Here is a 24,855-nt window from a genome sequence, read left to right on the forward strand (position 1 = left end):
CCATGACCACGACCGACGAGAACGTCCCCGCCTCCGCGCCGGAGGCCGCCCCGGTCTGCCGCCGGCTGGTCGGCCGTACCGCCGTCGTCACCGGAGCCGGCAGCGGCATCGGCCTGGCCACCGCCCGCCGGCTGGCCTCCGAGGGCGCCCGGGTGGTGTGCGCCGACGTCGACGCCACGGCCGGCAAGGCCGCCGCCGAGGAGGTCGGCGGGCTCTTCGTCCAGGTGGACGTCACCGACGCCGAACAGGTGGAGGCGCTGTTCAGGACCGCGTACGACACCTACGGCTCGGTCGACGTCGCCTTCAACAACGCGGGCATCTCCCCGCCCGACGACGACTCCATCCTCACCACCGGCCTGGACGCCTGGAAGCGGGTCCAGGAGGTCAACCTCACCTCCGTCTACCTGTGCTGCAAGGCTGCGATCCCCTACATGCAGCGGCAGGGCAGGGGCTCGATCATCAACACCGCCTCCTTCGTGGCGAAGATGGGCGCCGCCACCTCGCAGATCAGCTACACCGCGTCCAAGGGCGGCGTGCTGGCCATGTCCCGCGAACTGGGCGTGCAGTTCGCCCGCGAGGGCATCCGGGTCAACGCCCTGTGCCCCGGGCCGGTCAACACCCCGCTGCTCAAGGAACTCTTCGCCAAGGACCCGGAGCGGGCCGCCCGCCGCCTGGTGCACGTGCCGGTCGGCCGGTTCGCCGAGCCGGAGGAGATCGCCGCCGCGGTGGCCTTCCTCGCCAGCGACGACTCCTCGTTCGTCAACGCCGCCGAGTTCCTCGTCGACGGCGGCATCGCGGGCGCTTATGTAACGCCCCTTTAACGACTGCCGCCCCGGGCCGGACGGAGCCGGGCCGGGTGTGTACGGAGCCGGGTACCGGCCCTAGGCTGTCGCCGTGAGCATGTCGACGCCGCCAGGCTGGTACCCCGATCCCACGCACCAGGGCCCCGGCCCCGCCCCGGAACGCTGGTGGGACGGGTCGGCCTGGACCGACCACCGCCGGGACGCCCAGGCCGTGCACAGTGCGCCGACCATGATCGGCACACCGGGCCCGGCGGACCAGTCCTTCGCGCCCGCCGCCCCCGGCTACCCGCCGGGCCAGATGCCCGGCCACTACCCGGGCCACCCGCCGGGGCCCGGCGGGACACCGCGCGGACGCGGCCCGAAGATCGCGGCCGTGACCGCCGCCGCGGTGGTCGTCGTCGCCGCGATCGTCGGCGGCGTGGTGCTGCTCACCGACGACGACAAGAAGGACGACAGCGCCAAGACCGGGCCGTCGGCCACCGCCCCGGCGCCCGGCCCCGGCACGCCGCAGGACCAGGGCCCCGGCGGCGACGAGCCGCCGGACGCCACCGACGAGCCGACCACCGACGCCCCGACCGCGCCGCCCGACGACCCGCGGGCCGCCGAGGACATGGCCAGCGGCATCAGCCTGCCGGTGCTCGACGGGTGGCGGGCCAGCCCCGCCAACCCCAGCGGCGGCGCCGGCGTCACCACCCTGGACCGCTACCCCTGCCCCGGCGCCCCCTCCGCCAACTGCGTGCGCGGCGGCGCGTTCTCCTACCCCGCCTCGGGCTACCGGGCCAAGACCGCGGAAGGCATCGCCAAGGAGGACATAGCGGCGAACGCCGAAGACTCCTACGGCACCGACCCGAACACCAAGCAGAAGAGCTACGGCGGGATCGGCTCGCACAAGCAGCTCAAGTCCGAGGCGGTGACCGTCGCGGGGGAGAAGGGCTACCTGGTCCGCTGGAAGGTCGACACCAGGAAGGGGGACGACGGCTACGTCCAGACGCTCGCCTTCCCCTCCCCGTCCGTGCCCGGCACCATCGTCGTGGTGCGGTTCGGCTTCGACGTGAACGACGAGGCGCCCTCCCTCGCCGACATGGACAGGATCGTGAAGGGCATCAAGCCGATCAGCGACCCCGGCGACAACGAAGCGGTCTGACCGGCGGGCCCGGCCGGGCGGGCCGGACGGCACCCGGCCGGGCGGGCCGCCCGCTCAGAGGAACGTGCGGCCCTCGCCCCGGTACGTCGGCACCGTCTCCACCACCCGGTCGCCCTCGACCAGGTGCAACTCGTCGAAGCGTTCGCACATCTCCCCGGCCTTCGCGTGCCGGAACCAGACCTTGTCGCCGATGAGCAGATCGTCCACGGGCGGGCCCAGCAGCGGCGTCTGCACCTCGCCCGGACCCTCGCTGCCGTCGTACCGCAGCCCCGCCGGCAGGTACGGCACCGGCAGCCGGTCCGATCCGGCGGGCCCGGACGCCGGGTAGCCACCACCCAGCACGGTCACCACCCCGGCCCCCGGCTTGCGGACCACCGGCTGGGCGAACAGCGCGGCCGGCCGCCCGTGGAAGGACGTGTAGTCGTCGAACAGCCGCGGCTGGTACAGGCCCGAGCCGGCCGCGACCTCGGTCACCGCGTCCTCGGCCGCGGTCTGCTGCACGCTCCCGGTGCCACCGCCGTTGACGAACTCCAGCTCCGCCACCGCCCGGACCGCCCGGACCGCCGCGGCCCGCCGCTCCGCGAGCTCCCGGCGCGCCGCCGACTGCATCAGCCGGATCGCCCGCGACCGCACCGGCCTGCCCGCCGGCGCGTCGCCCACCCCGGCCACATGGCCCTCGTACGCCATCAGCCCCACCAGCCGGAAGCCCGGCCGCCGGACGACGATCCGGGCCAACTGCGCCAGCCCGCCCGGGCTCCGCAGCGGCGAACGCCGCGCCCCTATCCGCACCCGGCCGCCCAGCATCCGCAGCGAGGTGTCCAGTTCCAGGCAGACCCGGACCTCCTCGCCGCCGCTCCGCGCCGCATCGATGAGATCCAGCTGGGCCGGGTCGTCCACCATCACGGTCACCGCGGACGCCAGCTCCGGGTCCCCGGTCAGCGCGGCGAACCCGGCCCGGTCCACGGACGGATACGCCAGCAGCACGTCGGAGAAGCCGGATCGCGCCAGCCACAGCGACTCGGCCAGGGTGAAGCTCATGACCCCGGCGAAACCGTCCGTCGCCAGCGCCCGCTCCAGCAACGCCCGGCAGCGCACCGACTTGGACGCGACCCGGACGGGCTTCCCCCCGGCGCGCCTGACGAGATCGCGGGCGTTGGCGTCGAACGCGGACAAGTCCACGATGGCCACGGGCGCGTCGAGATGAGCGGTGGCCCGGTTGTAGCGGACCCGGTCGTTAGCGGCGGCGGGCATGACGGCAGCTTGCCAGAAGACGATCACCGGCCGGTAGAGGGGCGGGCCGGTGCACGGCCCGCCCGAACCCCCGTAGAGTGTCGCGCACGCCGGGACCGGCAGGTCAGCGGCGTGATGTCCGTATATACGTCGGCTGCCCGGAAAGCGGCTCGACGGCGTGACACCAGCTGGACCGGGTCCCGAAGGCGCGAGAGGGGTGCAGGTGAGCACCGACGCGGAGTACGCCGACGGGCCCCGCCCCGTCCCGCCGCCTCCCCGCGTGCCGCCCGTGCCCGCCGCGCCGCCCCGCACCTCCGTGCCGGTCGCCGACGACCCCACCCCGGTACTGCCCCGCCGGGTGTCCCGCCCGGCCGCCCGGACCCGGCACGGCGCCGCGACGGACGCGATACCCGCCACCGCGCCGCCGGCGCCCGGGACGCCCCCGGGACGCCACCCCGGCCGCCGCCCGCCGGCCGTCCCGCCGGTGCCGCGGCAGCGCCCCACGAGCCCCACGAGCCCCTGGGTGTCCCCGGCCGCGGCTCCGGGCGGGGAACGGATCGTCCCGCCGCCCGGCGCGGGACGGGCCCCGGCGCCCGCCCCGGCCCGCGGCACCCCCAGCGCCACCGCTCCCGGCGCACCCGCCCCGGACGCCGCCGGTCCGGGCGCTCCGAGCGGAGCGGCCCCGGGTACCGCCGCGCCTGCCGGGCCCACCGCTCCCACCGCGCCTGCCGCTCCCGCCGCTTCTGCCGGGCCCGGCTCCGGCGGTGCGGGCGGTCGCCCGACGGCCGGCCCGAACGCCCCGGCGCCGGACGCGTCCACCCCGGCGTCCGCCGCAGCCGCGGCTCCCTCTGCTGCCGCCGCGGCTCTCCCCGGTTCCGCCACGCCCCCCTCCGCCGTGGCTGCCCCCGGTTCCGCCGCGCCTGCCGCTGCCGTGGTTGCCCCTGCCGCGCCTGCCGCGCCTGCCGCGCCTGCCGGGCCCGGTCCCGGCGCTGCGGGCGGTCGCCCGACGGCCGGCCCGAACGCCCCGGCGCCGGACGCGTCCACCCCGGCGACCGCTTCCGTCTCGCCTCCCACCGCGGCTGCCGCTGCCCCTGCCCCTGCCCCTGCCCCGACCGCCGGGCCCGGTTCCGGGGATGCGGGCGCGCGCCCGGCGGACTTGCGCCCGGCGGATCCGCGTCCGGCCGGTGCCGTCCGCCCGGTGACCACGGACCGGCCGTCGCCTGCCCAGCTGTCAACCTCCGGTGCCACAAACGCCGTTGAGCCCGCTGCCGGTCCGGCCCCGGCCGACGGTCGGCCGGCCGCCCCGGTCCGTCCCGCCGCCCCCGGCCGGGCGGCCCCGGGCGCTCCGGCTTCGACGTCCACCCCGGCGTCCGCCTCCGCCGGGGCTTCCTCTGCCGCCGCCGGGCCCGGCTCCGGCGGTGCGGACTTGCGCCCGGCGGATCCGCGTCCGGCCGGTGCCGTCCGCCCGGTGACCACGGACCGGCCGTCGACTCCCGGGCCCGCACCCGCTGTTGTGCCCGCGGCCGGTCCGGCACCGGCCGACGCTCGGCCGGCGACCCCGGCCCGCCCCGCCGCCCCGGGCGCTCCGCCCCGTTCCGCCGCCCCCTCCCGTCCCGCCGGCGCGGCCCGGCCCGCTGCCCCGCCCCGGCCCGCCGGGCCGGCGCCGGTCCCGGTGGCGCCCGCCGCGGCGCCGGCCCGCGAACCGGCCGCCGCCACCCGACCCGAGTCCGGCGAGCGCGGGCCGGAGACCGGCGACGCGGCACCCTGGTACCGCTCCGCGACGCCCGGCGGCACCGGTGACGCACCCGCCGGGCCACCTCCGGCGCACCCGCCGGCCACCGCCCGCTCGGTGGCGGACCGGCCCCGCCGCACCGCGGCCCGTGTCGCGACCGCCGCCGGCTGCCTGGTGCTGGGCCTCGGACTGCTCGGCGGGGCGGCGGCGGGCAGTTGGCTGACCGGCGACTCCGACGGCCGGCCGTCGGCGGCCGCCCGGTACGCCGAGGCCCGCACCGCCTGGCACAGCGTTCCGGTGGACGACCTCTTCCCGCGCACGCTGCACGGCAAGGGGGCGGGCCCGGGCGGAGCCGACCGCACCTGGACACGGATCGCGGTCGCCCCGGACAGCAGCTGCGGCGGCGGATTCGACCCGCTGCTCGACCGGGCCCTGTCGCCGGTGGGCTGCGAGCGGCTGCTGCGCGCCACCTACACCGACGAGACCCGAACCAGCGTCACCACCGTCGGCATCCTGGTGGCCGAGGCGGACGCGGACGGCATGCGCGCCCTGCGGGACCGGTTCGCGGCCGAGAAGCTGGACCGCCGGGCGGACCTGATACCCCGTACGTACCCGGCGAAGGGCACCGAGGCCGCCGGTTTCGGTGACGCTCAGCGCGCCAGCTGGCAGATCCACGTCCGCACCGACATCCCGGCCGTCGTGTACGCGGTGACCGGCTTCGCCGACGGCCGGGAGGTCACCGAGCCGCAGGCCGCCCCGGCGGCGACCGCGGACGGCGCGAGCACCGACGTGGCGCTGTCCGGCGTGGGCCACGACGCCCGGGGGATCGCCGCCGGAGCCGAGCGTGCCTTCCGCGCGGCGGCCGACCCCGCGCGCGGCGCGGGCTCATGACGACCGCCCCGGCCGCCACCGCTCCCGGGCCGGTCCCCGCTCCCGGGCCGGATCCCACCGGCGCGGCCCCGGCCCCCGCCACCACCACCGTTCCCGCGCCGGCCCGCCCCGGCCCGCGCCCGGCCCGTGGCGCCAGACCGGCCCGTGGCGCCCGCTCGGCCCGCGGCACCGGGCCGGCCCGGGTGCGCGGGGCCGGCGGCGGCAGCCGAACCGCCCGTAGCCGACCGACGGAGGCCCGCCGATGACCGTCCGACCGTTCCACGGGCAGCCGCGCGTGGGGACCCCCGGCGCCGGGAGGAACCGCCGGACCCGGACCCGGACCCGCACCCGGGCTCGCCGCACCGCCGCCGTGTGGGCCGCGGCAGGTCTGGTCCTGCTGCCCGCGGTGCCCGCCCGGGCGGACGGGATACGTGCCCAGGAATGGGCCCTGGACGCCATCCACGCCCGGGAGGCGTGGCAGACCACCAAGGGCGCCGGGGTCACCGTCGCGGTACTCGACACCGGAGTCGACCCGGACCACCCGGACCTGCGGGGCCAGGTGCTCCCGGGGAAGGACCTGGTCGGTTTCGGCGCCGGCCCCGGCGACAAGCCGTGGGCCCGGCACGGCACCGCGATGGCCGGCATCATCGCGGGCCGCGGGCACGGGGCGGCGGACGGCGACGGGGTGCTCGGGGTCGCCCCGGAGGCGAAGATCCTGCCGGTACGGGTGATCCTGGAGGACACCGACCCCGCCCGCAAGGAGGCCCGCGGCGTGCGCGGCAGCGCCCTCGCCGAAGGCATCCGGTGGGCCACCGACCACGGCGCGGACGTCATCAACCTCTCCCTCGGGGACGACAGCGAGTCCGCGCACCCGGAAGCCGCCGAGGACGCGGCCGTCAAGTACGCGCTGAGCAAGGGCGTGATCGTGGTGGCCTCGGCGGGCAACGCGGGGGAGAAGGGCGACCGGGTCTCCTACCCGGCCGCCTACCCCGGGGTGATCGCGGCCACCGCCGTGGACCGCTTCGGCAACCGGGCCGCCTTCTCCACGCGCCGCTGGTACGCCACGGTCTGCGCGCCGGGCGTGGACGTGGTGGTGGCCAACCCCGACCGCCGCTACTACAACGGGTGGGGGACCAGCGCCGCCGCCGCGTTCGTGTCCGGCGCCGCCGCGCTGGTCCGCTCCGCCCACCCCGACCTCAGCCCGGCGCAGGTCAAACGGCTGCTCGCGGACACCGCCCAGGACCGGCCGCGAGGCGGGCACAGCGAGGAGCTGGGCGCCGGCCTGGTGGACCCGGCGGCGGCCGTCAAGGCCGGGGCGAAGCTGCGGCCGCGGCCCCAGCGGCCCGCCGCGGCGGGCTACCCGGGGCGGTACTTCGGCCCCGGCCCGGTGCCCGCCGCCGCCCCGCCGGAGGACGGCGGGCCGGGCAGGCTGGCCCTGGTCGCCGGGGTGGCGGGGGCCGGGCTGCTGGTCGGCGCGGTGGCCGTCTGGCGCGGTGCCGGATCCCTCGCCCCGCTGCGCGCGCTGCGGGCCCGCACCTTCCCGGGCCGGCGGCCGGACTCCCCCTGACCGTGCCCGGGGGGCCGCCGGGGCGCCCTGCCGCGGTGCCGCGCCCGGCACCGGGCGTTCGGGCCGCCCCGGGCGTGTCCCGCGTCCGGTCGGGCGGTGCCGCGCCCGGCACCGGGTGTTCGGGCCGCCCCGGGCGTACCAGCGCCCCGCCGGACGGCCACCCGGCCTGCTCCGGCTACCCTCCTGGGGTGGCGCTCAAGAACATTCCCGACTCCGCTTTCTCCGACGACGACGGTTCCGCCGACCCCCGGCTGACCGCGGCCCTCGCCGCCTGGTCGGCCGACCCGTCGACCGAGTCCGGCCTGCTCGCAGTGCTTGCCGGGGCCCGGCTGCTGGTGCCGGTGGTCGCCGTGCTCGGTGAGGTGGAGGAGGTGCCCGCCGCCCCGGAGGGCGCCGGCGCCGCCGCCGGGCGGACGGCCGGTCTGCGCCGGGAGAAGAGTAGCGACATGGCGGTGGCGCTGCTCCAAGCGCCGGGCGGCCGCCGAGCGCTGCCCGCCTTCACCTCGACCGAGGCGCTGGCCCGCTGGCGGCCGGACGCCCGGCCGGTCGCCGTACCGCTGCGGCAGGCGCTGGAGGCGGCCGCGCACGAGCAGGCCGACACCATCGTGCTGGACCTCGCCGGACCGGTGACGTACCAGCTCACCGGGGCTGCCCTGCGGGCCCTGGCGGAAGGGCGGACCGACGCCGACCCGCTGGCCGACCCGGCCGTCCGGGAGGCGCTGCGCTCCGTGCTGGCGGCCGAGCCGGCCGTCCTCCGCGCCCATCTGGCGCCCGCGGCCGCCGCCGACGCGACGCTGGCGCTCAGCCTGACGCCCCACCCCGGCATCCGGGAGACCGCGCAGCGGGTGGCCGGCGCGCTCGCCGCGCACGAGGTGCTGCGGGCCCGCCTGGTGTCCGGGCTCGACCTCGCGCTGCTGCCGCCCGAGGCCACGGTGCCCGGAGAGCCGCTCTTCGTCCGCTGACCCCCGGCCGGTCCGCCACCGCCGGAGCCACGGGGCACCGGGCCGCCGCGGCACCGCCGGGCGGGGACGCCCGGCGCCCCTGACGGACCGACGGCGCGGCGGGCGGCCCGGCCAGGTCACCGCCCGCCGACCGGCCGCGCGCCTCCCACCGGTCGATCTTCGAGAGGCGAAATCTCCCGGTTTGCCGGAGTATGCAGAAGCAGACGCCGTGCCGACCCGTCGCCGAGGCTGACGCTGACGCGGACGCGCCCGGCAGGCGTCGGACAGCTCGCAACCGGTCGAGGAGAGCGCACATGGCAGAACCCACGACGACCGAGGGAGCCACCGCGGTCGACACCAGTACGGTCGTGTCCGAGTTCGTCGGCACCGCGCTGCTGGTGTTCTTCGCCGTCGGCTCGGCGGTCCTGGGCGCCGAGTACATCGGCACCGTCGGTATCGCCCTGGCCTTCGGCTTCACGCTCATCGCGCTGACCTACGCCCTCGGGCGGATCTCCGGATGCCAGGTCAACCCGGCGGTCACCCTGGGCGTCCTGCTCGCCAAGCGCATCGAGCTGCGCACCGCGATCGAGTACTGGATCGCGCAGTTCCTGGGCGCCATCGTCGGGGCGGCGCTCCTGCTGCTGCTCGCCAAGCAGGTGCCGGGGCTGGAGACCTCCGGTGCCTTCGGCAGCAACGGCTACGGCGACCGGTCGGCGGTCCACATGGATGCCGGAGGGGCCTTCCTCGCCGAGGTGATGCTCACCTTCCTGATGGTCTTCGTCTATCTCGCGGTGACCCGCGCGGTGGCGGTGGGCGGGCTGGAGCCGCTGCCCATCGGCCTGGTGCTGACCGTGGTGACCCTGGTGGGCGTGCCGCTGACCGGGGCGTCGGTGAACCCGGCGCGCAGCCTGGGGCCCGGCATGTTCGCCGGCGGGGAGGCGATGGAGCAGTACTGGCTCTTCCTGATCGCCCCGCTGGTCGGCGGTGCGCTGGCCGCGGTGGCCTACCGCTTCACCCACGCCCGGCTGCCGGCCGAGGGGGTCGCCCGGGAGCGGGAGATCGAATAGCGGGCCGGCGGCGGCCCCGACTGGGCTGCCGGTCGCTCCCCGCGGGCGCGGCCGCCGCGCCGAGCGGTCGGTAGGCCCGCTCCCGGGCGGGAGACCGGCCCGCCCCGGCTCCGGGCCGTGCGGACCACCCGCGGCGGCCCCGCACCCGGGCGGGCGGCCGGGCGGGTGGCCGGGTGAGGCGGCCGCCCGGCCGCGGCCGCCGCCGTCAGCCGCCGAAGACCGGTCCGGTGAACTTCTCGCCGGGGCCCTGGCCCGGCTCGTCCGGCACCACCGACGCCTCGCGGAACGCCAGCTGCAGCGACTTCAGCCCGTCCCGCAGGGGCGCCGCGTGGAAGGAGCTGATCTCGGTGGCGCTGGCGGTGACCAGCCCGGCGAGCGCGTTGATCAGTTTCCGCGCCTCGTCCAGGTCCTTGCGGTCCGCGGCGTCCTCGGCCAGCCCCAGGTTCACCGCGGCGGCGCTCATCAGGTGGACCGCGACCGTGGTGATCACCTCGACGGCGGGCACGTCCGCGATGTCGCGGGTGACCGAGTCGAAGTCGGGCCGGTCGTTGGGGGCGGGGGTCGCGTCGCTCATGACTCACTCTCCGGATGGGTATCGGCCCCCAGCGTAGGACCCGTTCCGCGCGGTCCCGCGGGGCCTCCCCGCCGGTCGGCAGCCGGGCCCGAGGTCGTGTAGAGTTGAGCAACGACCGGCTGGACCCGTGTGTCCGGCCCACAAGTGGAGGCTCCGATCTCCCACCCGACCGACCCTCAGGGTCAGCGGGTCACCTGGTCAGGCTGCGCCCCGCGGTGTGTTCGCGGCGGTGCTCCCGGTCCGTTGGAGCCCCGCCTGTGTACCCGTCCGGGGCTTTTCTGTTTCCCGGTGTTCGGGTGGTCTGCCGAGAACAGAGGTTACGCGGCTGTCCGCCAGGCGGTCGTGTGGTGCAACCGAGGAGGATCCATCAGCGCCGAGCCCCGCATCAACGACCGGATTCGCGTCCCCGAGGTGCGACTCGTCGGTCCCAGCGGCGAGCAGGTCGGCATCGTGCCGCTTGCCAAGGCCCTGGAGCTTGCGCAGGAGTACGACCTTGACCTGGTCGAGGTGGCGGCGAACGCACGTCCGCCGGTCTGCAAGCTCATGGACTACGGAAAGTTCAAGTACGAGTCGGCGATGAAGGCCCGTGAGGCGCGCAAGAACCAGGCGCACACGGTCATCAAGGAGATGAAGCTCCGGCCGAAGATCGACCCGCACGACTACGACACCAAAAAGGGTCACGTCGTCCGGTTCCTCAAGCAGGGCGACAAGGTCAAGATCACGATTATGTTCCGCGGCCGTGAGCAGTCGCGTCCGGAGCTGGGCTACCGGTTGCTGCAGCGGCTCGCGGAGGACGTTCAGGAGCTGGGCTTCGTGGAGTCCAACCCCAAGCAGGACGGCCGCAACATGGTCATGGTCCTCGGTCCGCACAAGAAGAAGACCGCGGCGATGGCCGAGGCCCGTGAAGCGCAGGCGGCCCGCAAGGCCGAGCGCCAGCAGGGCAGCGCCCCCGCCGAGGAGACCGCCGAGGCGTGACTTCGGGGCGCGAGCCCCGACAGCCCGGGGCTCGTCGCTCCGGGAGACCAACCGAAACAGCTGACGCTTCCGCCTGCCGGTTCCCGGCCGGCCGAACCGGAAGTGCCACCGACGAGGAGAGTACGGCGCCATGCCGAAGAACAAGACGCACAGCGGTGCCAGCAAGCGCTTCAAGATCACCGGCTCCGGTAAGGTGCTGCGGCAGCGCGCCGGCAAGCGCCACCTGCTCGAGCACAAGCCCTCGACCCTGACGCGTCGCCTCAGCGGCACCGCCGAGATGGCCCCGGCCGACGCCAAGAAGATCAAGAAGCTTCTGGGCAAGTGACGCCCCCGCCCCGCTCCGGTGGGGCGCTCGCCGATCGATCGGGACCTATTCGTTTCCGGGCCGTGTGACACCCCTGCGGCCCCGTACAAGGAGTTAACCAAGTGGCACGCGTCAAGCGCGCAGTCAACGCCCACAAGAAGCGCCGGGCGATCCTGGAGCAGGCCAGCGGCTACCGGGGCCAGCGGTCCCGCCTGTACCGCAAGGCCAAGGAGCAGGTCACCCACTCGCTGGTCTACAACTACAACGACCGCAAGAAGCGCAAGGGCGACTTCCGTCAGCTGTGGATCCAGCGCATCAACGCCGCTGCCCGCGCCAACGGCATGACCTACAACCGCTTCATCCAGGGTCTGAAGGCCGCCAACATCGAGGTGGACCGCAAGATCCTGGCCGACCTCGCGGTCAACGACGCCAACGCGTTCGCCGCACTGGTCGAGGTGGCCCAGAAGGCCCTGCCGAGCGACGTCAACGCTCCGAAGGCCGCCGACGCGGCCTGACGGCCGCGTCGCCCCGGACTTCGTCACGGGATACGCCGGACCCGCAGGCGAGGATTCGCCTGCGGGTCCGCGCGCGTCCCGGCCCGGACGGCACACCGCCCGGACCACCGGCGCCCGGCAGGCGCCGGGCGCCGCCCTCCGCCGCGGCCGGCCCCGGCGCGGGCCACGACCCGTGCAGCGCGGCCGCCCGGCGTATGCCGCGCCCCCACCCCGTCGTCCCGGACGCCCGGCCCCCGTCCCCTCCGGACGCGGGTCCCGGCCCTCCCGGCCCTCCTCCCGGAAGCGAGTGCACACCACATGGCGGCCCACGAGCTGACCTCCCTGCGATCACCGCGCGTGGTCGCGGCCCGCCGCCTGGCGAAGCGCAGCTTCCGGGGCAAGGAGCGCCGGTTCCTGGCCGAGGGCCCGCAGGCCGTCCGCGAGGCGGGCCGGCACCTGATCGAGGTGTACGTGACCCCCGAGGCGGCGGACCGGCACGCCGACATCGTCGCCGCCGTGCGCGCCGCCTCGGTACCGGTGCTCACCGCGACCGACGAGGTCATCGCCGCGATGTCCGACACCGTCACCCCGCAGGGCATCGTCGGTGTCTGCGCCTTCCTCGACTCGCCGTTCCAGGAGATCGTCGCCGCCCGGCCCCGGCTGGTCGCCGTCCTCGCCCACGTCCGGGACCCCGGGAACGCCGGCACCGTGCTGCGCTGCGCCGACGCCGCCGGGGCCGACGCGGTGGTGCTCACCGACGCCTCCGTGGACCTGTACAACCCCAAGGCGGTCCGCGCCTCCGTCGGGTCCCTGTTCCACCTGCCGGTGGCCGTGGGGGTGCCGGTCGAGGAGGCGGTGGCCGGACTCCGCGGCGCGGGCGTGCGGCTGCTGGCCGCCGACGGGGCCGGCCCGCGCGACCTGGACGCCGAGCTCGACCGGGGCACCATGGGCGGTCCCACCGCCTGGATCTTCGGTAACGAGGCATGGGGCCTGCCGGAGGAGACCCGCGCACTCGCCGACGAAGTGGTGCGCGTCCCCATCCACGGAAAGGCCGAGAGCCTCAACCTGGCGACGGCCGCCGCCGTGTGCCTGTACGCCTCCGCCCGTGCGCAGCGCGCGGTGGGAGGGTGCCGCTCCGTGACGTCCAGCTAGTAGGGTTGCCACCACTCAGGGCCCGAGGGGAGGGGTGCGGGGATGGACGTCAGGACCTCGGACACCGGTACCGGCACCCGTCCGTCCGGCACACCCGCGCCCGCGGCCGGCCCGCCCGGCCCCCGGTGTGGACCGTCCGCCGCCGGCCCGACCGGCCCCGGGCTGCACCCGGACGACCTGCCCGACGGCCTGGTGATCGCCGACGAGACCGGCCGGGTCACCTGCTTCAACGCCGCCGCGGCCCGGCTGACGGACGTGGTGCCCGCCGAGGTGATCGGGCTGCCGGTGGAGCAGGCGCTGCCGCTGGAGGACCTCGAGGGGCGCCGCTGGTGGGCGCTGACCGACCCGTACGGGGGACTCGCCATCCGGATCGGCCAGCCGGAGCGGAACCTGCTGCTCCCCGGCGGCCGCGAGGTACTGGTCTCCGCCCGGTACGTCCGCGACCGCCCCACCGGGCCGGTGCGCCGCCTGGTGGTCACGCTGCGCGGCACCGAGGCGCGGCGCCGCACCGAACTCAGCCACGCCGAGCTGATCGCCACCGTGGCGCACGAACTGCGCTCCCCGCTCACCTCGGTCAAGGGCTTCACCGCCACCCTGCTGGCCAAGTGGGAGCGGTTCACCGACGACCAGAAGCGGCTGATGCTGGAGACCGTCGACGCCGACGCCAACCGCGTCACCCGGCTGATCGCCGAACTCCTGGACATCTCCCGGATCGACTCCGGGCGGCTGGAGGTGCGCCGCCAGCCGGTCGACGTCACCGCCGCCGTCCGCCGCCACGTCCAGGCCCACACCGAGGCCGGCCAGCGCCCCGAGCGCTTCCACATCCGGGTCCGCGAACCGCTGCCCCGCCTGTGGGCCGATCCGGACAAGGTCGACCAGGTGCTGGGCAACCTGCTGGAAAATGCGGTGCGGCACGGGGAGGGAACCGTCACCATCGAGGTGGCACCAGCCCCGACCAAGACCCAGGCGGAAGGAACGGCCGTCACCGTGAGCGATGAGGGCCCCGGCATCCCGGAGGAATCGATGGCCCGCGTCTTCACCCGCTTCTGGCGGGGGAGCAAGCGCGGCGGCACCGGCCTGGGCCTGTACATCGTCAAGGGCATCGTCGAGGCGCACGGCGGGACGATCACCGTCGACCGGGCCCGCGGTGGCGGTGCCGAGTTCCGATTTACCTTGCCCGTGGGCACCCCCGCCTTCCTCAACTAGGAGGTGTCGCGCGACCCCCGGACCACGGTGGCGGCGCGCGACGGGAAGGGACGGGGACGCCCACGGGCTCACCGCCGCTCCGGAGCCCCGTAGACTCGACCTTTGGCACCTTTGCGTCCTTGTCGTCGGGCGGGGCCCGCGAGGGGCCGGGGCCCCGCGGCCGTGCCGCCGGGGGCCGAAGCCCGGTAAAGACGCAGTAGCCAGCTATCGGAAGCACGGGAAGAGATGTCGGCACCCAACAAGTCGTACGACCCGGTCGAGGTCGAGGCACTGAAACCGGAAGAGATCGCCCGGATGCGGGACGAGGCGCAGGCCGCCATCGCCGCCGCGGCGGACCTGGACGCGCTGCGCGAGGTCAAGATCGCCCACACCGGTGACCGTTCGCCGCTCGCACTGGCCAACCGTGAGATCGGCGCGCTGCCGCCGCACGCCAAGGCGGACGCGGGCAAGCGCGTCGGCCAGGCCCGCGGCGCGGTCAACCAGGCGCTCAAGGCCAGGCAGGAAGAGCTGGAGGCGGAGCGCGACGCCCGCGTGCTGGTCGAGGAGGCGGTGGACGTCTCGCTGCCCCACGACCGCACCCCGGCCGGCGCCCGGCACCCGATCACCACGCTCTCCGAGCGGATCGAGGACGTCTTCGTGGCCATGGGCTACGAGGTCGCCGAGGGCCCCGAGGTCGAGGCGGAGTGGTACAACTTCGACGCCCTGAACTTCCCCCCGGACCACCCGGCCCGCGAGATGCAGGACACCTTCTTCGTCGAGGGCGCCCGGGCCGCCGGCGGCTCCGCCGCCGCGGACGAGTCCGGCGTCGTGCTGCGCACCCACACCTCGCCGGTGCAGATCCGGTCGATGATCGACCGCGAGCCGCCCATCTACGTGATCTGCCCGGGCCGCACCTTCCGCACCGACGAGCTGGACGCCACCCACACCCCGGTCTTCACCCAGGTCGAGCTGCTCGCCGTGGACGAGGGCCTGACCATGGCCGACCTCAAGGGCACGCTGGACCACATGGTGCGCGCCCTCTTCGGCGAGGACATGCGGACCCGGCTGCGGCCCAACTACTTCCCGTTCACCGAGCCGTCCGCCGAGATGGACATGGTGTGCTTCGTGTGCCGCGGCGAGTCGGTCGGCAACCCCGACCGCCCCTGCCGGACCTGCTCCAGCGAAGGCTGGATCGAGCTGGGCGGCTGCGGCATGGTCAACCCCCGGGTGCTCGTCGCCTGCGGTATCGACCCCGAGAAGTACAGCGGCTTCGCCTTCGGCTTCGGCATCGAGCGGATGCTGATGTTCCGGCACAACGTGGACGACATGCGAGACATGGTCGAGGGTGACGTGCGCTTCACCCGGCCCTTCGGGATGGAGATCTGATGCGGGTCCCGCTTTCCTGGCTGCGGGAGTACGTCGACCTCCCGGCCGGCGTCACCGGCCGCGACGTACAGGCCAAACTCATCGCCGCCGGTCTCGAGGTCGAGACCGTCGAGCAGCTCGGTGCCGGACTGTCCGGCCCGCTCGTCGTCGGGCAGGTCCTCACCATCGAGGAGCTGGAGGGCTTCAAGAAGCCCATCCGCTTCTGCACGGTCGACGTCGGCCAGGCCAACGGCACCGGCGAGCCGCAGGAGCTGATCTGCGGCGCCCGGAACTTCCGCGAGGGCGACAAGGTCGTCGTCGTGCTGCCCGGCGCCGTGCTGCCCGGCGACTTCAAGATCGCCGCGCGCAAGACCTACGGCCGGGTCTCGCACGGCATGATCTGCTCGGCCAGCGAACTGGGCATGTCCGACGACCACGACGGCATCATCGTCCTGCCGCCGGAGTACGAGCCGGGCACCGACGCGATCGAGCTGCTGGAACTGCGCGACGAGGTCCTGGACATCGCCGTCACCCCGGACCGCGGCTACTGTCTGTCGATGCGCGGCGTCGCCCGCGAGGCCGCCACCGCCTACGGGCTGCCGCTGCGCGACCCGGCGCTGCTGGACGTCCCCGCGCCCAACAGCTACGGCTACCAGGTGCAGGTCGCGGACCCGGTCGGCTGCGACCGCTTCACCGCCCGCACCGTCACCGGTCTGGACCCGCACGCCGCGTCTCCGGTCTGGCTGCAGCGCCGGCTGCAGAAGGCGGGCATGCGCCCGGTCTCGCTCACCGTGGACGTCACCAACTACGTGATGCTCGAACTGGGCCAGCCGCTGCACGCCTACGACCGCTCGCGGGTCGACGGCCCCATCGGGGTGCGCCGTGCCGAGCCGGGCGAGAAGCTCACCACCCTCGACGGCACCCACCGGGTGCTCGACGCCGAGGACCTGGTCATCACCGACAACCGGGGCCCGATCGGGCTCGCCGGGGTGATGGGCGGCGCCGACACCGAGATCGCCGACCTGGCGGCAGAGGTGGGCACCACCGAGGTCGTCATCGAGGCCGCCCACTTCGACCCGGTGTCGATCGCCCGCACCGCCCGCCGCCACAAGCTGTCCTCCGAGGCGTCCAGGCGCTTCGAGCGCGGCGTGGACCCGGCCGCCGCCTCCGCCGCCGCCCAGCGCACCGTCGACCTGCTGGTGCTGCTCGCGGGCGCCACCGCGGAGGCCGGCGTGACCGAGGTCGTGGCCCCGCGCGGACCGCGGACCATCACCCTGCGCGCCGATCACCCGGACCGGGTCGCCGGCGTCACCTACGGCCGGGAGACCGTCGTCCGCCGCCTCCAGGAGGTCGGCTGCGACGTCTACGGCGCCGACGACCTCACGGTCACCGTGCCCAGCTGGCGGCCCGACCTGGCCGACCCCAACGACCTCGCCGAGGAGGTCATCCGGCTGGAGGGGTACGAGAACCTGCCCGCCACCCTCCCGCGGCCGCCGGCCGGCCGCGGCCTCACCGAGCGGCAGCGGCTGCACCGCCGGGTCGGTCGCGCGCTCGCCGGAGCCGGCTACGTGGAGGTCCTGAACTACCCGTTCATCGGGGAGGACGTCTTCGACCAGTTCGGCATGGCGCCCGACGACACCCGCCGCCGGGTGGTCCGCCTGGTCAACCCGCTCTCCGACGGCGAGCCCGCGCTGCGCACCACCCTGCTGCCCGGGCTGTTCGCCGCGCTGCGCCGCAACGACGGCCGGGGCGGGCACGACCTGGCGCTGTTCGAGACCGGTCTGGTCTTCCGTCCCTCCGGTGACGAGCCCGCCGCCGTCCGACTGCCGGTCGACCGGCGCCCCAGCGACGAACAACTCGCCGCGCTGGACGCCGCGCTGCCGCACCAGCCGCGCCGGGCCGCCGTGGTCCTCGCCGGGGCGCGGGAGCAGGCCGGCTGGTGGGGCGCGGGCCGGAACGCCACCTGGGCCGACGCCGTCGAGGCGGGGCGCACCGTGGCCCGTGAGGCGGGCGTGGAACTGATCGTCCGCCAGGACCAGCAGGCGCCCTTCCACCCCGGCCGTTGCGCGGCCCTGCTCGCCGTCGTGGACGGCCAGGAGATCCTGGTCGGCAACGCCGGTGAGATCCACCCGCGGGTGATCAAGGCCCTCGGCCTGCCGGAGCGCACCTGCGCCATGGAGATCGAGCTGGACCGCCTGGAGCAGGCGGCGCCCGGCCCGGTCACCGCCCCGAAGGTCCCGGCCTTCCCGGTCGCGACCCAGGACGTGGCGCTGGTGGTCGACGCCTCGGTGCCGGCCGCCGACGTCGAGACGGCGCTCCGCGCCGGAGCCGGTGACCTGCTGGAGTCGCTGCGCCTGTTCGACGTGTTCACCGGCGAGCAGATCGGCGAGGGCCGGAAGTCCCTCGCCTACGCGCTGCGGTTCCGCGCCCCCGACCGGACGCTGACCGCCGACGAGGCGTCCGCCGCCCGGGACGCCGCGGTGGCGGCCGCGGTCGAGCGCACCGGGGCGTCCCTCCGGGGCGCCTGATCCCCTCCCCGGGGCGCGCCCGACGGTGCTTACCCCGGGGACGCGCTCTCTTCACCGGTGCGCGCACCGCGCACCGGTGAAGAGAGCGCATCCCGGCGCGCACCTCGCTCCGTGCGAGGTGCGCCCCCGGCGCTTCCTCCCCTTCGCCGCGCTCCCGGCCGGGTCACCAGGTCAGCCCCCCACCGGGCCTCACCCGATCGGGTGAGAATCACCAGGAGTCCGGTCAATTCGGTGCGGATGGTCGCAAGAATCGTGGCCACCGCCACGGCCCAGCCTCGCTCACCACGACCGGGCCCGGCCAACCGCGTCATCGGTTGCTAGGGGGCCGACTGCATGATCCGGAGCAAGGCAGCAGGCCTGCCGCGTACGCGCGCGGCACGGCTCTGGCGGCACTTCGTCTTCGTCCTGCCCGCTCTGTGGATCCTCTCGGTACTCGCCTGGCAGTGGTGGGGCCCGGGCGGCAGCCAGTCGGTGCAACTGCTCGCCGCCGCGCCCGCCATCGCCTGCGCCGGCAGCGGCCGCCGCCGCTGTGTGCTGATGGGCGGGATCAGCGCGATATGCGCGCTGGTCCCGATCAGCGCGGCCGAGCCGGGTGACCGGACCGACGCCGCCCCCAGGGTCGGCACCTGCGGCGCCATCGTGGCCGTGGTCGCGGCCAGCTACCTCACCTCCGGCCGCCGCCGGCGCCTGGTCAGCGAGTTGGAGGAGGCCCGGGCCGTCGCCACCGCCGCCCAGGACGTGGTCCTGCGTCCGCTGCCCGCCCGGCTCGGCGGGGTCACCCTCGCCGGCGGCCATCTCTCCGCCACCCGCGGCGCGGCCGTCGGCGGCGACCTGTACGAAGCCCTGTCCACCAGCCACGGCGTCCGGGTGGTGATCGGCGACGTGCGCGGCCACGGGCTGGCCGCGATGGGCGGTGTCGCCGCCGTCCTGGGCAGCTTCCGCGAAGCCGCCCACGACGAGGCCGAACTCCCCGACGTGCTGCGCAGACTGGAGCGCGCCTGGCACCGGCACCAGCGGGAGGGCGCGCGCCCCGGGCACCCGGCCACCGCGGCCCGGCCGCACCCCGGCTGCCCCTCGGCCGAACCGTGTCCGGCCTGCGCGGCGGCCGGCGACCACCCGGCCGCGCCGGAGAATCCCCACGATCCCCACGAGAACCCCCGCGAGACCCCCGACGAGCAGCACGGCGCGCTCCCGCTCGCCGAGGAGTTCGTCACCGTGCTGCTGCTGGAGATCGGCCCGGACGGTTCGGTCACCGCCCTCAACTGCGGCCATCCCTGGCCCTATCTGCTCTGCGACCTGCGGACCGACGGGCCGCGGGCCCGGCAGGTCGCCCCCGGCGAGGCGCTGCCGCCGCTCGGCCTCTTCCCGCTCCCCGCCGGTCTGGCCGCCCTGCCGTGCGCCCGGCTCCGCCCCGGCGAGGCCCTGGTGCTGCACACCGACGGCGCCGAGGACGCCCGGGACGTGCACGGTTCCTTCTTCCCGCTGCAACGCGCCCTGGCACAGGCCGCCGGTCAGCCGGTCATCGTGCCGTCGGCGGTGGTCGCGGAGGTCCAGGCCGGGGTGCTGGCCCACACCGGCGGGCGGCCGGCGGACGACGTCGCGCTGCTCGTGCTGCGCCAGGACCGGCGGCCCGGCGCAGCCGTGTCGGCCGGGCAGCCCTCCCCGGCCGGCGAACCGCGCTCCCGCGCCTGACCGCCGCCTCCCGCGGCCCCCGGCCATCGGCGGCGGAACCCGGGGCCGGGACACCACCACTCGCGGGACCGGCCCCGGGCCACCGCGGGCCACCGCCGGGCCGCCCCCGGCCGCTGCCGGCGGAGCGGGCCCGGGCCGCCACCGCCGAACGGCCCGCCGGCCGCACCCCCCGTGCGACGCCCGAACTCCCCGCCCCCGGCGGCCCTTTCACACCCCGTGTGAAAACGTCTGGCCTACCCTGGCGTTACCGCGCACCTTGTGGGGAGGGCCACGCCATGGAGCCCAACACTCTGCTCGACTCCGTACTCGACGAAGCCGGGATCTCGCACGCGGGACTGGCCGCACACGTCAACGAGGCGGGCCGGGCACGCGGACTGTCCCTGCGTTACGAGCACACCGCGGTGGCGCGCTGGCTGAAGGGCCAGCGCCCGCGCGGCCAGGTCCCGGACCTGATCTGCGAGGTACTGGGGCAGCGGCTGCACCGCGCGCTGACCCTCGACGACATCGGCCTGGGCACCCCCGGCCGCGGCCGGGCCCCCGACACCCCGTTGTCCGGCTTCGTCGAGCGGGCCACCGCCCTGTGGCGCTCCGACGAACAGCAGCGCCCGCACGTCGTCACCGCCCCCGCGGTCACCGGCACCCGGGCCGTCATCCCGGTCTGGGAGTGGGAGAACCCGCCGGAGGACGGCGACGTCTCGCGGAGCGGGCCCACCCGGGTGGGCCGTGCCGACATCGCGATGCTGCGGGCCGCCCGTGCCCACTACGAGCAGATGTACCGGAAGGCGGGCGGCGTCGCGACCCGCGCCCGGGTGGTGGGCTTCCTCAACGCGGAGGCCGCACCACTGCTGCGCGGCAGCTACACCGACGCCACCGGCCGGCAGCTGCACCGGGCGACCGGGGGCCTGGTGTCGGTCGCCGGCATCTGCGCCTACGACTCCGACGCGCACGGTCTGGCCCAGCGCTACTTCCACCAGGCGCTGCGGCTGGCCAAGGCCAGCAAGGACCGCGGGCTCGGCGCCTACGTCATCGCCCTGCTGGTCAACCAGTCCCTGTACCTGAAGGAGTACCGCCAGGCCGTGGCGTTCGCCGAGTCCGCGCTGCGCGCCGCCGGCGTGGGCATCACCCCCGCGCTCGCCGCCGACCTGTACGCCATGCAGGCCAAGGCGTACGCGCGGCTGGGCGACGGCACCAGCGCCCTGGACTGCATCCGCCGGGCCGAGGCCGCCGCCGAGCGCATCAGCCGGGGGCAGGAGCCCGAGGAGACCGGTTACGTCCAGCCGGGCCTGGTGAACGTCCAGGTCGCCGAGGCGTTACTCAGCCTGGGCGACCTGAGAGCCGCCCGCGAGCACGCCGCCACCGCGGTCGGCGCCCCGGCGCACGACCGGGGCCGGGTCCACCGGCTGGCGATGCTCACCCACATCGAACTCCGTCAGGGAGACGCCGACCGGGCGGTGGCCACCGCCGTGGAAATGACCGAGCGGGCGCGCGGCATGGAGTCGCGGCGCCTACGGGACCGGCTCCGCGCGGTGCGTGAGCACCTGGTGCAGAGCGGCTGCTCGGCGACATCGGAAGCCGCCGAGCTGATCGACGGGGCGCTGCGCGTCCCGCTCTGAGTGCGGGCGGCGCCGCCCGGCGTCGGCAAGCTGCCATCTCCCCCGGCCACCGGAGGCCCCAGCGGCTCCGGCAGACCGGGTGGTGCCCCCACCCCGGAAAGCGCCGGGAGGCGCTCCCACGGTGGAAGGTGGCACACATGCAGTGGAAGAATCTTCAGGAACGGACCGTCTACGAGAACCGCTGGTTCCGGGTCAATCTCGCCGACGTCCAACTCCCCGACGGTCACCGGCTCGACCACTTCCTCATCCGGATGCGGCCGGTCGCGGTGGCCACCGCGGTCAACGAGGCCAACGAGGTGCTGCTGCTGTGGCGGCACCGCTTCATCACCGGCACCTGGGGCTGGGAGCTGGCCGCCGGGGTCGTCGAGGACGGCGAGGACGTCGCCACCGCGGCGGCCCGGGAGATGGAGGAGGAGACCGGCTGGCGCCCCGGCCCGCTGCGGCATCTGATGACCGTGGAGCCGTCCAACGGGCTGACCGACGCCCGGCACCACATCTACTGGACGGAGGAGGCCACCTACGCCGGCCCGCCCCAGGACGACTTCGAGTCCGACCGGCGCGAGTGGGTGCCGCTCAAGCTCGTCCCCGACATGATCGCGCGCGGTGAGGTACCCGCCGCGAACATGGCGGCGGGCCTGCTGATGCTGTACCACCTGCGGCTGGGCTGAGCGGCCCGGCCGGACGGGACGTCGCGGATGCGGTGCGGGGGAGGCCGCCGGGCGGGCCGGGTCAGCGGCCGAAGGCCTGCCACAGGGCCAGCGCCAGGCCGCACACCCCGGTGAGCGCGGCGATCGACTGCAGCGGCCACCGCCGGTGCTCCAGCAACCGCACCCGCGACGTCAGCCGGGCCAGCTCCTGCTCCGCCTGGTCGCCCCGGTGGGCGAGCAGCGCGAGCTGTCCCTCGACACGGGTCATTCCTACATCGACGCTCCGGCGGATGTCCGCGAGCTCCGCGGCGGTTCCGGCGGTGTGCTCGGACTGGATGGTCACGACCTGGCTCCCTTGAGCTGTCCCGGCGCACGGCGGGTGCGCGGATGTTCCGACCCTCCGAGTGAACCGCTCCGCCGGGCCGGGCGGGAGCGTGTGCGGGCCACGAACGCGGGTCAGCGGCGCACACCCCGTGTGAACACCCGTGTGCGCGCGGCGACGCCGGGAAACACCGGTGCCGTGCGGAACACCCGCCCCCTGGGGAACACCGGCTCCACGGGGACGACCGATGGCGACGGCCCTCACCGCGGGGTGGGGGCCGTTGGTCGTACACCTCCTGGAGCCGACCAGGAGTACCGTTCCGAGTGTCGAAGTCAGAACGGAGCCCAATCATGGCACAAGCCGCTGACGGGCGCCCGAAGGGTGTGGGAGCACGCATTCAAGAGCTGCGCGCTCTCCGCGGCTACTCCCTGCGGGAACTCGCCCAACTGGCCCACGTTTCCAAGAGCATGCTGTCCGATGTCGAGCGCGGGGAGCGGCAGCCGAGCGAGCAGGTCGTCGCCGCCGTCGCCAAGGCGTTACGCGTCTCGGTGCCAGTGATCCACGGTCAGCCGTACATCGAGCAGCTGCGCCAGGACGAACTCGACCAGCTGATCGCCCCCTTGTCGAACGCGCTGGACGACTGGGACATCCCGCCGGCCGACGACACCCCGCCGCCGCGACCGGTCGCCGAGATCGAGAACACGGTGGGGAGCTTCTACAAACTGCGCTCGACAGGCCAGTTCGGTGCGCTGGCCAGGATGCTGCCCAGCGCGCTGGCAGAGCTGTCGTACGCCGTGTTGGACACCCCGTCCGGCACGCGGCGGGAGCGGGCATGCTGGTTGCAGTCCGAGGCCGCCCTGGGTGCTTTCAGTGTGGCGTACAAGCTCGGGTATCTCGACCTCGCGCGGCTGGCCCTCGCTCGGATGGCCGCCGCTGCCGCCCAGTCGGGAGATCCCCGGCAGGTGGCTGTCGAGCGGTTGAAGCGGGCGCAGCTGTCGGCGAACGGACCCGCCATAGAGATGGGCCTACGTCTCGTCAACCGGGCACTGGACGACCTGGACGACGACGGGACGGCGCCCACCCGTGCGGTCCGCGGCGGCCTGGTGCTCAAGGGAGTGCAGCTGTACGCCCTGGTGGGTCGTGGCGAGGACTCCGATACGTGGCTGGCCGAGGCGCAGGGTCTGGCCGGCGATCTCGGTGAGACGGACCACTACGGGATGGTGTTCGGCCCGACCAACGTAGGGCAGCACGGGGTTGCCGCCGCCGGCGACCGGGACGAGCACGGCATAGCGCTGGAGCGGGCTGCGGATGTCCATCCCCCCGAGGACTATTCCCCTCTGCGGACGGGCCAGTTCCTGGTTGACCGGGCCCGGTCGGAGGCGCTCATGGCTCGTCCGGAGGACGCGCTGGCATCGCTGCTGGAGGCCCGGAAGGTGACGCCGCAGCAGACCCGGTATCACCCGACCACACGGGAGACGGTGGGAACCCTGCTCCGGGCACGGCCCCGCCCGTCTCAGCAACTGCGCGAGTACGCCCACTGGAGCGGCGTGTAGCGAAACGATCACCAACAGTCAAGGGTTCCGGCGTCCGCAACGAGCGGACACCAGGACCTTGTTCGGTCGGCACGATGTGACTGTCAGTACACCGTCCGTACACGGAGCCCGACCATGACGACCATTGCCGCGCCCCCGCGCCGCCCGGATGTACTCCGGGGTAGCCCGTTACCGATCGGCGGCGGGCCGGTCATCCTCTACGCCAGGACGGCCCGCCCCGGCCGTCCGGACGTCCTGCTCGGCCGCTTGCGCCGGTACGCCGCCCGGCAGCGCTGCGAGGTCACCGCCGAGATCATCGACCACGCGCCGCCCGCCGTCCCCATGGCCCACCGCCGGCAGTGGCCCCGCATCGACCGGCTGATCACCCACGGATCCGCCCGCGGCATCGTCACCCCCGCGTGGACCGACGTGCGGTACGTCGACCGGTTCCTGACCCTCGACGCGTGGCTGGACGACCGCCGGGCGTTCCTCGCCGTCACGGAGCCCGAGCGGTGACCGGCCGCTGGGTGCCGCCGGAGGAGAGCACGGCGCAGCGGGCCGGACGCTGGTGGGACGCCGTCCGCGTACCGGCGTCCCTCGGCGGCCCGGCCCTGGACCAGTTGGGGGAGAAGTCCGGACCGGTCATCATCGACGGGTCGGGGAGTCTCCTGTACTGGCTGGTGGAGCCCGGGAGCGCGACCGGGTGGCACATCCCGCAGGTGCAGGTCCTCGGCGACACCGACCGGGAGGTGGCGTTCGTCGGCGTCCCGTCCCGGTACGCGACCCGCGGCCGCGATCTCCACTGGCACCGCCCCGTGCCGCCGGACGGCAAGTACCTCACCGACACCCGGCTGCTGCACGACGCCCTGGCCGAGACCGCGGCCGAACTGACCGCCGCGGGGACGGAGGGCACGGAGGGAGACCGGTGAACGCCGGAACCGCCCTGTGCAGCACGGGGGAAGGGCCCCGCGCGCCGACATCACCATGAGGTGAGCCGCGTGCCACCCGTGGCCGGGCACAAGTGACCCCGCCCCGATCAAACCGTGGACTCCGCCGCCGCCCCCGCCGCCAGGCAGGAGTGAGGCACTGCCGGCTGACCGGCCACAGCGCCAGGCCGC

Annotated in this window: 22 protein-coding genes; 19 read left to right on the forward strand and 3 right to left on the reverse strand. The window is 75.4% G+C overall.

Annotated elements, in window-relative coordinates; translation table 11 throughout:
- Positions 1–2 precede the first annotated feature (2 nt).
- Both ACH4B3_RS08980 and ACH4B3_RS08985 read left to right on the forward strand, forming a co-directional pair.
- A complete protein-coding gene (locus ACH4B3_RS08980) occupies positions 3–821 on the forward strand; it encodes a 3-oxoacyl-ACP reductase (RefSeq protein WP_398462074.1) in 819 nt (272 codons plus the stop codon).
- Between the two features lie 79 nt (positions 822–900).
- Positions 901–1,947, forward strand: coding sequence for a DUF2510 domain-containing protein (locus ACH4B3_RS08985; protein WP_398462335.1), 1,047 nt, complete (start codon positions 901–903; stop codon positions 1,945–1,947).
- Between the two features lie 54 nt (positions 1,948–2,001).
- Here ACH4B3_RS08985 and ACH4B3_RS08990 read toward each other — a convergent pair whose 3' ends face one another.
- On the reverse strand, positions 2,002–3,198 hold the full coding sequence (locus tag ACH4B3_RS08990; protein ID WP_398462075.1) for an amino acid deaminase/aldolase: 1,197 nt from the start codon (positions 3,196–3,198) through the stop codon (positions 2,002–2,004).
- A 1,828-nt stretch (positions 3,199–5,026) separates the two neighbouring features.
- Here ACH4B3_RS08990 and ACH4B3_RS08995 point away from each other — a divergent pair.
- The 4 genes from ACH4B3_RS08995 to ACH4B3_RS09010 all read left to right on the forward strand — a co-directional run bounded on the left by ACH4B3_RS08995 (position 5,027) and on the right by ACH4B3_RS09010 (position 9,354).
- Entirely contained in the window at positions 5,027–5,800 is a 774-nt protein-coding gene (locus tag ACH4B3_RS08995) for a hypothetical protein (protein ID WP_398462076.1), read from the forward strand.
- Between the two features lie 241 nt (positions 5,801–6,041).
- Positions 6,042–7,346: a type VII secretion-associated serine protease mycosin gene (gene mycP / locus ACH4B3_RS09000; protein ID WP_398462077.1), complete on the forward strand. Its 1,305-nt coding sequence runs from the start codon at positions 6,042–6,044 to the stop codon at positions 7,344–7,346.
- A gap of 188 nt (positions 7,347–7,534) precedes the next feature.
- The gene (locus tag ACH4B3_RS09005) at positions 7,535–8,308 is read left to right on the forward strand and encodes an SseB family protein (protein ID WP_398462078.1); all 774 of its coding nucleotides are present in this window, start codon (positions 7,535–7,537) and stop codon (positions 8,306–8,308) included.
- A gap of 293 nt (positions 8,309–8,601) precedes the next feature.
- The gene (locus tag ACH4B3_RS09010; protein ID WP_398462079.1) at positions 8,602–9,354 is read left to right on the forward strand and encodes an aquaporin; all 753 of its coding nucleotides are present in this window, start codon (positions 8,602–8,604) and stop codon (positions 9,352–9,354) included.
- 205 nt (positions 9,355–9,559) lie between these two features.
- Here ACH4B3_RS09010 and ACH4B3_RS09015 read toward each other — a convergent pair whose 3' ends face one another.
- Positions 9,560–9,928 (reverse strand): DUF1844 domain-containing protein, encoded by a 369-nt coding sequence (locus ACH4B3_RS09015; RefSeq protein WP_398462080.1) that lies wholly within the window; start codon positions 9,926–9,928, stop codon positions 9,560–9,562.
- 342 nt (positions 9,929–10,270) lie between these two features.
- On the opposite strand from ACH4B3_RS09015, the gene infC reads away from it, so the two are divergent.
- From infC to ACH4B3_RS09065, 10 genes are all read left to right on the forward strand, one after another.
- Positions 10,271–10,903 carry a translation initiation factor IF-3 gene (infC, locus tag ACH4B3_RS09020; RefSeq protein WP_398462336.1) on the forward strand — a complete coding sequence of 211 codons (633 nt, stop codon included), beginning with the start codon at positions 10,271–10,273 and terminating at the stop codon, positions 10,901–10,903.
- 130 nt (positions 10,904–11,033) lie between these two features.
- A complete protein-coding gene (rpmI, locus tag ACH4B3_RS09025) occupies positions 11,034–11,228 on the forward strand; it encodes a 50S ribosomal protein L35 (RefSeq protein WP_197991099.1) in 195 nt (64 codons plus the stop codon).
- A 101-nt stretch (positions 11,229–11,329) separates the two neighbouring features.
- Complete coding sequence (rplT, locus tag ACH4B3_RS09030) at positions 11,330–11,722, forward strand: 50S ribosomal protein L20 (protein WP_398462081.1); 393 nt, start codon at positions 11,330–11,332, stop codon at positions 11,720–11,722.
- A gap of 297 nt (positions 11,723–12,019) precedes the next feature.
- On the forward strand, positions 12,020–12,853 hold the full coding sequence (locus ACH4B3_RS09035) for a TrmH family RNA methyltransferase (protein ID WP_398462082.1): 834 nt from the start codon (positions 12,020–12,022) through the stop codon (positions 12,851–12,853).
- Between the two features lie 42 nt (positions 12,854–12,895).
- Entirely contained in the window at positions 12,896–14,059 is a 1,164-nt protein-coding gene (locus ACH4B3_RS09040) for an ATP-binding protein (protein ID WP_398462083.1), read from the forward strand.
- A gap of 225 nt (positions 14,060–14,284) precedes the next feature.
- On the forward strand, positions 14,285–15,424 hold the full coding sequence (pheS, locus tag ACH4B3_RS09045) for a phenylalanine--tRNA ligase subunit alpha (RefSeq protein ID WP_398462084.1): 1,140 nt from the start codon (positions 14,285–14,287) through the stop codon (positions 15,422–15,424).
- A complete protein-coding gene (pheT, locus tag ACH4B3_RS09050) occupies positions 15,424–17,931 on the forward strand; it encodes a phenylalanine--tRNA ligase subunit beta (RefSeq protein WP_398462085.1) in 2,508 nt (835 codons plus the stop codon). Before pheS ends, pheT begins: the two co-directional genes overlap by 1 nt.
- Before the next feature lie 333 nt (positions 17,932–18,264).
- Complete coding sequence (locus ACH4B3_RS09055; RefSeq protein ID WP_398462086.1) at positions 18,265–19,623, forward strand: PP2C family protein-serine/threonine phosphatase; 1,359 nt, start codon at positions 18,265–18,267, stop codon at positions 19,621–19,623.
- 275 nt (positions 19,624–19,898) lie between these two features.
- Entirely contained in the window at positions 19,899–21,236 is a 1,338-nt protein-coding gene (locus ACH4B3_RS09060; protein ID WP_398462087.1) for a transcriptional regulator, read from the forward strand.
- Positions 21,237–21,373: 137 nt separating this feature from the next.
- On the forward strand, positions 21,374–21,904 hold the full coding sequence (locus ACH4B3_RS09065; RefSeq protein WP_398462088.1) for an NUDIX hydrolase: 531 nt from the start codon (positions 21,374–21,376) through the stop codon (positions 21,902–21,904).
- A 61-nt stretch (positions 21,905–21,965) separates the two neighbouring features.
- Here ACH4B3_RS09065 and ACH4B3_RS09070 read toward each other — a convergent pair whose 3' ends face one another.
- Positions 21,966–22,226, reverse strand: a complete 261-nt coding sequence (locus ACH4B3_RS09070; protein ID WP_398462089.1) for a hypothetical protein — start codon at positions 22,224–22,226, stop codon at positions 21,966–21,968.
- A gap of 362 nt (positions 22,227–22,588) precedes the next feature.
- Here ACH4B3_RS09070 and ACH4B3_RS09075 point away from each other — a divergent pair, with 362 nt between their 5' ends.
- The 3 genes from ACH4B3_RS09075 (at position 22,589) to ACH4B3_RS09085 (ending at position 24,666) form a co-directional block, all read left to right on the forward strand.
- Positions 22,589–23,758, forward strand: a complete 1,170-nt coding sequence (locus ACH4B3_RS09075; protein WP_398462090.1) for a helix-turn-helix domain-containing protein — start codon at positions 22,589–22,591, stop codon at positions 23,756–23,758.
- 114 nt (positions 23,759–23,872) lie between these two features.
- Positions 23,873–24,253 (forward strand): hypothetical protein, encoded by a 381-nt coding sequence (locus ACH4B3_RS09080; protein ID WP_398462091.1) that lies wholly within the window; start codon positions 23,873–23,875, stop codon positions 24,251–24,253.
- Complete coding sequence (locus tag ACH4B3_RS09085) at positions 24,250–24,666, forward strand: hypothetical protein (RefSeq protein ID WP_398462092.1); 417 nt, start codon at positions 24,250–24,252, stop codon at positions 24,664–24,666. The genes ACH4B3_RS09080 and ACH4B3_RS09085 overlap by 4 nt, the downstream gene beginning before the upstream one ends.
- Positions 24,667–24,855 lie beyond the last annotated feature (189 nt).

The organism is Streptomyces sp. NPDC018031 (genome assembly GCF_044327625.1).
Taxonomy (GTDB): Bacteria; Actinomycetota; Actinomycetes; order Streptomycetales; family Streptomycetaceae; genus Streptomyces.